General features: G+C 72.3%; 8 protein-coding genes. 1 reads left to right on the plus strand and 7 read right to left on the minus strand.

Annotation, left to right across the window (positions count from 1 at the left end; translation table 11 throughout):
• Positions 1 to 165: 165 nt before the first annotated feature.
• The 5 genes from tatC to ACXAHD_RS30695 all read right to left on the minus strand — a co-directional run bounded on the left by tatC (position 166) and on the right by ACXAHD_RS30695 (position 3,913).
• Positions 166 to 1,125 (minus strand): twin-arginine translocase subunit TatC, encoded by a 960-nt coding sequence (tatC, locus tag ACXAHD_RS30675; RefSeq protein WP_281554825.1) that lies wholly within the window; start codon positions 1,123 to 1,125, stop codon positions 166 to 168.
• Positions 1,126 to 1,143: 18 nt separating this feature from the next.
• Positions 1,144 to 1,446, minus strand: coding sequence for a Sec-independent protein translocase subunit TatA (gene tatA, locus ACXAHD_RS30680; RefSeq protein ID WP_123601527.1), 303 nt, complete (start codon positions 1,444 to 1,446; stop codon positions 1,144 to 1,146).
• A gap of 206 nt (positions 1,447 to 1,652) precedes the next feature.
• Complete coding sequence (locus tag ACXAHD_RS30685) at positions 1,653 to 1,904, minus strand: hypothetical protein (RefSeq protein ID WP_281554824.1); 252 nt, start codon at positions 1,902 to 1,904, stop codon at positions 1,653 to 1,655.
• 9 nt (positions 1,905 to 1,913) lie between these two features.
• Positions 1,914 to 2,921 (minus strand): helix-turn-helix transcriptional regulator, encoded by a 1,008-nt coding sequence (locus tag ACXAHD_RS30690; RefSeq protein ID WP_281554823.1) that lies wholly within the window; start codon positions 2,919 to 2,921, stop codon positions 1,914 to 1,916.
• Entirely contained in the window at positions 2,918 to 3,913 is a 996-nt protein-coding gene (locus tag ACXAHD_RS30695) for a helix-turn-helix transcriptional regulator (RefSeq protein ID WP_289212813.1), read from the minus strand. Before ACXAHD_RS30695 ends, ACXAHD_RS30690 begins: the two co-directional genes overlap by 4 nt.
• A gap of 80 nt (positions 3,914 to 3,993) precedes the next feature.
• On the opposite strand from ACXAHD_RS30695, the gene ACXAHD_RS30700 reads away from it, so the two are divergent.
• Complete coding sequence (locus tag ACXAHD_RS30700) at positions 3,994 to 5,091, plus strand: DUF3866 family protein (RefSeq protein ID WP_289212812.1); 1,098 nt, start codon at positions 3,994 to 3,996, stop codon at positions 5,089 to 5,091.
• 46 nt (positions 5,092 to 5,137) lie between these two features.
• On the opposite strand, the gene ACXAHD_RS30705 is transcribed toward ACXAHD_RS30700, so the two are convergent.
• Together ACXAHD_RS30705 and pafA are read right to left on the minus strand one after the other, a co-directional pair.
• A complete protein-coding gene (locus ACXAHD_RS30705; protein ID WP_289212811.1) occupies positions 5,138 to 5,359 on the minus strand; it encodes a hypothetical protein in 222 nt (73 codons plus the stop codon).
• 17 nt (positions 5,360 to 5,376) lie between these two features.
• Complete coding sequence (pafA, locus tag ACXAHD_RS30710; protein ID WP_123601522.1) at positions 5,377 to 6,735, minus strand: Pup--protein ligase; 1,359 nt, start codon at positions 6,733 to 6,735, stop codon at positions 5,377 to 5,379.
• Between the last annotated feature and the right edge of the window lie 151 nt (positions 6,736 to 6,886).

Raw genomic sequence — 6,886 nt, forward strand, 5'->3', positions numbered from 1 at the left:
GGTCGGCGGTGGCGGCGGTCAGCAGCCGCACCGGCCGACCGGTCGCCGCCAGCGCCTCGCGGACCAGCGGCAGGACGGCCGAGTGCCGGCTGCGGCCGGCATTCGGGTTCGCCAGCACCGCCACCGAGCCGGGCACGACGGCGGACGGACCGCCGGCCGGCCCGGTCACGTCATGTCGTCGTAGCGACGCTCGATCGGCAACGGCTTCGGCACCGGCTGGGTCGGCACGACCGGGGTGACCGTCTCGGTCCGCTCGGCGACCGCGACCGGCTGCGGGTCGTCGTCCAGCGGCGACGCCTCGTCGTCGTCCAACCCGGCGTACACCTCCTTGCCGCGACCACGGCGCTTGTCGTTGAGGAACGCCACCCCGACCGCGACGAAGTACAACAGCGCCAGACACGCCGCCAGCAGGGTCATCCCGAAGGGGCCGGGGTCCGGGGTGGCGACCGCTGCGAAGGCGAAGCAGACGAAGACCACCGCGCGCCACCAGCTGAGCAGGCGGCGTGCGCTGACCACGCCGGTGAAGTTGAGCATCAACAGCACCAGCGGGAACTCGAACGCGACCCCGAACAGCAGGATCATCGTGGTCACGAACGAGATGTACCGGGTGACCTCGAGCTGGGTAGACAGGCCGGTGACGCCGGATTCGAGCAGGAACGCCAGCCCTTTGTCGACGACGAAGTAGGCAAGCATGGCGCCGGCCAGGAACAACGGCGCCGCGATGGAGACGAAGACGTACGCCCACTTGCGTTCGTGCCGGTGCAGGCCGGGAGCGATGAACGCCCAGAGCTGGTAGAGCCAGACCGGGCCGCCGACGATCAGGCCGATCCAGAGCGCCAGCTTCAGCTTCAGGACGAAGCCGTCAGCCGGAGACAGCTGCAGGAACTCCCGGCAGGTGCCGTCTGCGGTCGTCTCGCCAGTGCCGGGCAGCTGGCAGTACGGCTGCTTGAGCAGTTGGAACGCCGGTTCGGCGAGGAAGAATCCGACGATCAGCCCGACGACGATCGCCAGCGAGGCCCAGAACAGTCGGGTACGCAGCTCACGAAAGTGCTCGATCAGGGTCATCGAGCCGTCGGAGGCACGGTCGAACTTGCTCGGACCGCGCCGACGCAGGGCGAAGCCCACGGCAGGAGACCTTTCCGGTCAGTTGGCGTCGCGGACGCGCTGCGGCTGATCGGCCGCCGGGGCCGGCGGTGGCTGGTAGCCCGGCTGATGCACGCTGGTCGGCTCGATCACCGGCTCGGCCTGGTACGGCGCGCGGCCGTGCTGGGCGTCGGCCTTCTCGGCGAGGTCCTTGTCGTCGTCGGCGAGGCTCTTCGTCTCGGCCTTGATGATCCGCAGGGATCGGCCGAGTGACCGCGCCGCGTCCGGCAGCCGCTTGGCGCCGAAGAGCAGGATCAGCACGACCACAAGTACGGCGATGTGCCACGGCTTCAGGGCATGCATGGCATAGCTCCAGTCGGTGCGTCGGGTGGTGACGAGCCCTATCGTACGTGCGTTCGCGGGGTCCGCCACCTGCCAGACCGGGTCAATCTGGCCTGGTCGGTGAAGTCTCAACCACGATCAACCGACCCGTCAACCACGGACGGCACAACGCTGACCGGCGCTTCGCAGGCACTGGCCGAACAGGCCAGGCCGGCGTGACCGGCTGGTCAGCCGGGGTTGTCCGGCCGGTCCCCGGGCCGTCCGGGCCGGGTGGTGGCCGCCAGGCTCTGCTCCATCTCCGCCAGCCGCAGCTGCAACCGCTCGGCCTGCGCCGCCAACGCCTCGGCTTCGCCCTGGCGGCGCTGCAGGGCGAGCGCGGCACGGCGCAGCGCGGGCAACCGGGTCAGCACCGGACGGACCGCCGCGACGAGCACCAACAGCGCGCATCCCAGCACGGCGAGAACGATCCAGGTCAGCACCTGAGCAGACTAGCCGCTAGCGGACAGGTCCGCAGCCGGTGCACCACCGGGAACGGCGTACGCGGCAAGCGCGGCGGACGCGGCCGCGTGCACCTGCGCGACCAACTGTGCCGGAGCGACCACCGTCACGTCCGGGCCCAGCCCGAGGACGAACCGGCGGGCCCAGGCCAGATCGGTGACCCGCATGGTGACCAGCCACTCGCCGTTCGGTTCGACCCGGACGTCCTCGCACGGGTAGTACTCGGTGATCCACCGACCGCACCGGCCGACCCGCAGGACCACCGACGGCAGGCCCGGCGTCGGCTGGAACGCGGCCTCCCGGGGTTCGTGCCGACCGGCCTGCGGCGGTACGGCGGCCGGCTGGTCGAGCTCGACCAGGGCGTCGACCCGGTCGGCCCGGAACAGCCGGACCGCCTCTGCCCGCCGGCACCAGGCCTCCAGATAGCCCCGACCGCCGATCATGAGCACCCGGATCGGGTCGACGACCCGGTCGGTGGTCTCGTCGCGGGCCGCCGTGTAGTAGGTGATCCGTACCGCCCGGCCGCTCTGTGCCGCCGACCGCAGCCGGTCCAGCCGGGCCGTGTCTCCGGGCAGGCGTACCGCGACCGGGGCGCCGGCCGACTCGCCCGCCGCGTCCTCGATCTTGGCCAGTGCCCGCTCGACGGCGTCCCGGTTGGCCAGCCCCGGCGTCTCGGCCAGCATCCGCAGCGCCACCACCAGGGCCAGAGCCTCGTCCGGCGTCAGCCGCAACGGTCGGTCGATGCCGGCGTCGTAGGTGATCGTCACCCGGTCGCCGTCGAACGCCATGTCGATCAGGTCGCCCGGACCGTAGCCGGGCAGCCCGCAGACCCACAGCAGCTCCAGGTCCTCCCGCAGTTGACGCGCGGTGGTGCCCAGGTCGGCGGCGGCCTGGGCGATCTCCACGCCCGGCCGGGCCAGCAGGTAGGGCACCAGGTTGAGCAGCCGGGCGAGCCGGTCGGCGGAGGCCCGCGAGCCGGTCGGTCGGGACGTGGTCACCCTCGCACCTCCGCACCGGCCGGCTGGTGCGCCACCACGATCTCCTTCAGCCGCTGGATCACCAGCTCGCGCAGCTCCGGCGGATCGAGCACCCGCACGTCGGCGCCGTACCTGGCCAGCTGGCCGGCGAGCGCCTCCGGCTCGGCGTAGCGCAGTGTCAGCCGGTCCCCATCGGGGCCCGGGACGCAGGACTCCGCGCCGCGCCGCAGGCCGGCGGCCCGGCCCGGCCCGGTCAGCACGGTGGCCACCCCGGTACGTTCGACCGGGTCCGACCAACGGGCGACGTGACTGATCAGGTCGACGTCGGTCGGCGGGGAGAAACTGCCGACCCGACCGGTGAGCCGCACCGCGCCCACCACCCGGGACAGTCGGAAGCAGCGGGTGGCCGCACGGTCCTGGTCGTGGCCGACCACGTACCAGCGGCCCCGCCAGCAGACCACCCCCCAGGGCTGCAGCCGTCGCCGGGTGGGGGTGTCGCCGCTGGGCACCCGATAGTCGAAGGTCACCGGACGCCGGTCGCGGGCCGCGGCGGTCAACGCGGCGAATGCCGGGTCGACCGTGACCACCGGTTCCACCCCGAGGGTGGCCTGCGGATCCACGTCGATGCCGGCGGCCCGCAACTTGGCCAGCCCGGACGAGGCGGCGGCGGCCAGCCCGGCGTGCTGCCACAGCCGGGCGGCGATGCCGACCGCGGCGGCCTCCTCCGGCTCCAGCGGGATCTCCGGCAGCGCGTACTCGCGGTGGGCGATCCGGTAGCCCGGTTCGCTGTCGAAGGCGCTGGCCGCGCCGGTCTCCAGCGGCACGCCGAGGTCCCGCAGCTCCGCCTTGTCCCGCTCGAACTTGCGCTGGAACGCCTCGTGGTCACGGACGTCGGACGGATCGTGTTCGTAGCCGGGTACGGTCGCGGCGATCTGCGCGGCGGTCAGGAAGCGCCGCGTCGACAACAGGCAGATCACGAGATTGACCAGGCGTTCGGTCCGGTTGCGGGACACGGCACGACGCTAGCAGTGTCGGCGGTGCAGCGACCGCCCCGCCCGGCCGCTGCACGGGGGCGCAGGTTAGCGTGCCCGGCATGGTGCGATGGCGTGACGGCAGGGTCACCGCGGTCCGGCGGCGGTGGCGGGGGGCGGTCGAACTGGACGTCGCCGTCGACGGGGAGCCGGTACGCGCGGTGGCCTACCCGGAGCTGGTCGGCGAGCCCGAACCCGGCGACCGGGTGCTGCTGAACGTCTCGGCGCTGCTGATGGGGCTCGGCACCGGCGGGTACGCCCTGGTGGTGGCGGTGCCGGACCGGCTGCCGCCGGACCCGCCGGGCGGGCGGGACCGCTCCGACGGGCATCTGGTGAAGGCCCGCTACACCCCGCTGCAGGCGATCGTGTGCGGGGTCGACGAGGAGGCGTCACCGCACCGACAGGTGCTGGCCGACGCCGAGGACCTGGCCGGGATGCCGGTGGTCACCGCCGACCTGCACTCGGCGCTGCCGGCAATCGTCGCCGGCGTCCTCGCCGACCGCCCCCGGCTGCGGGTCGGGTACGTGATGACCGACGGCGGGGCACTGCCCGCCGGCTTCTCCCGGACCCTCGACGGGCTGTCCGGCACGCTCGCCGGCACAGTGACCGTGGGCCAGTGCTTCGGCGGCGATCTGGAGGCCACCACCGTGCACAGCGGGCTGCTGGCGGCCCGGCACGTGCTGGCCGCTGACGTGACGGTGGTCTGCCAGGGTCCGGGCAACCTCGGCACCGGCACCAGGTGGGGTTTCTCCGGCGTCGGGGTCGGCGAGGCGGTCAACGCCGCCGCCGTACTCGGTGGACGACCGGTCGGCGCGCTGCGCATCTCCGCCGCCGACCCTCGGCCGCGCCACCGCGGCCTGTCGCACCACAGCAGCACCGCGTACGGCCGGGTGGCGCTCGCCCCGGCGGACCTGGTGGTCCCGGCGGACCTGCCGGCGGAGATCTCCGACGAGGTCACGGCCGCGCTGCGTCAGCTGGTCACCCCTGCCGGCCGGCACCGTGCGGTACGAGTCGCCACCGACGGTCTCGACGCGGCGTTGCGGGCCAGCCCGGTGCCGCTGCGCACGATGGGCCGGGACCTGGCTGGCGACCACGCGTACTTCCTGGCCTGCGCGGTCGCCGGCCGGCACGCGGCGACGCTCGCCGGCGGCGACGGCTGACCCGACAGCACTGGCCGGCGGCGACGGCCGACCCGGCGGCACCGGCTCAGCTGACGATGATCAGGACCGCCCAGGCACCCAGGATGAGCGCCAACGCCGTGGCGAGCACCCAGGTCGGCACGGTGTAGTCACCGCGGCGGTTGCGGGCGATCTCTGCGGCGATCTTGTTGCGCCGTCGCTCGAGCCAGGTCTCGGTCCGGGGAAACGGACTCGGCCGGCCGGGGGCGGTCGTCGGCGGCGCGGGATCGTCGCGGGTGGGGTCAACCATCGTCCGTGAGCCTACCGTCACATGCTCGCGATCAGCCGCTCCACCCGCTCGTCGTAGGCCCGGAACGGGTCCTTGCACAGCACGGTGCGCTGGGCCTGGTCGTTCAGCTTGAGGTGGACCCAGTCGACGGTGAAGTCCCGCCGCTTCTCCTGGGCGTGCCGGATGAACTCCCCGCGCAGCCGGGCCCGGGTGGTCTGCGGCGGTGTCTCCTTCGCCTCGAAGATCTCCGGGTCGGTGGCCACCCGGTCGACCTGGCCGCGCCGCTCCAGCAACGCGTACAGCCCGCGGCCGCGGCGCAGGTCGTGGTACGCCAGATCCATCTGGGCGACCCGCGGATGGGACAGCGGCAGATCGTGCTTGCGCTGGTAGCGCTCGATCAGCTTCAACTTGGTCACCCAGTCGATTTCCCGGGCGACCGGGTCCAGGTCGCCGGTCTCGACCGCCCGCAGTGCCCGGCCCCACAGCTCGACGACCCGTTTGGCGGTCTGGTCGCCGCCCCGGCGTTCGACGAACTCGGTCGCCCGGGCCAGGTACTCCTGCTGGATCTCCAGCGCGCTGACCTCCTTGTTGGAGGCGAGGCGGATCTTGCGCCGGCCGGTGATGTCGTGGGAGACCTCGCGGATCGCCCGGATCGGGTTCTCCAACGACAGGTCCCGCATGACGACGCCGGCTTCGATCATCCGCAGCACGATGTCCGCGCTACCGACCTTGAGCAGCGTGGTCACTTCGTTCATGTTGGAGTCGCCGACGATGACGTGCAGCCGGCGGTACCGCTCGGCGTCGGCGTGCGGTTCGTCGCGGGTGTTGATGATCGGCCGGGACCGGGTGGTCGCCGAGGAGACGCCCTCCCAGATGTGCTCGGCCCGCTGGGAAAGGCAGTAGACCGCCCCGCGCGGCGTCTGCAGGACCTTGCCGGCGCCGCAGATGAGCTGCCGGGTGACCAGGAACGGGATCAGCACGTCGGCCAGCCGACCGAACTCGCCGTGCCGGGACACGAGGTAGTTCTCGTGGCAGCCGTACGAGTTGCCGGCCGAGTCGGTGTTGTTCTTGAACAGGTAGATCTCGCCGGCGATGCCCTCGTCGTGCAGCCGCTTCTCGGCGTCCACCAGCAGCCCTTCGAGGATCCGCTCGCCGGCCCGGTCGTGCGCCACCAGGTCGGTGACCGAGTCACACTCCGGGGTGGCGTACTCCGGGTGGGATCCGACGTCGAGGTAGAGCCGGGCCCCGTTGCGGAGGAAGACGTTGCTGGACCGCCCCCAGGAGACCACCCGGCGGAACAGGTAGCGCGCCACCTCGTCCGGCGACAGCCGCCGCTGGCCGCGGTAGGTGCAGGTGACACCGTACTCGGTTTCGAGCCCGAAGATTCGCCGTTCCATGACCAGACATTAGCCGCCCCGAGGGCTCCGTGGTCAGTCTCGGGCGAACCGTCGGGAGAACAAAACACCAAAAAGCACTCTTCCCCCAAAGTCTTTTCCTTTTTCCTCTCCCCCCCCCCCACCCCCCAAACACCACCAATTGCCTATGGGG

The sequence above is a fragment of the Micromonospora sp. ABR4_055 genome (assembly GCF_056160425.1).

What these genes read in the sequence shown, in the direction of transcription:
- tatA (WP_123601527.1), bottom strand. Translation starts at nt 1,446, where the DNA reads ATGCATGCCCTGAAGCCGTGGCACATCGCCGTACTTGTGGTCGTGCTG.
- ACXAHD_RS30700 (WP_289212812.1), top strand. Translation starts at nt 3,994, where the DNA reads ATGGTGCGATGGCGTGACGGCAGGGTCACCGCGGTCCGGCGGCGGTGG.
- ACXAHD_RS30705 (WP_289212811.1), bottom strand. Translation starts at nt 5,359, where the DNA reads ATGGTTGACCCCACCCGCGACGATCCCGCGCCGCCGACGACCGCCCCC.
- pafA (WP_123601522.1), bottom strand. Translation starts at nt 6,735, where the DNA reads ATGGAACGGCGAATCTTCGGGCTCGAAACCGAGTACGGTGTCACCTGC.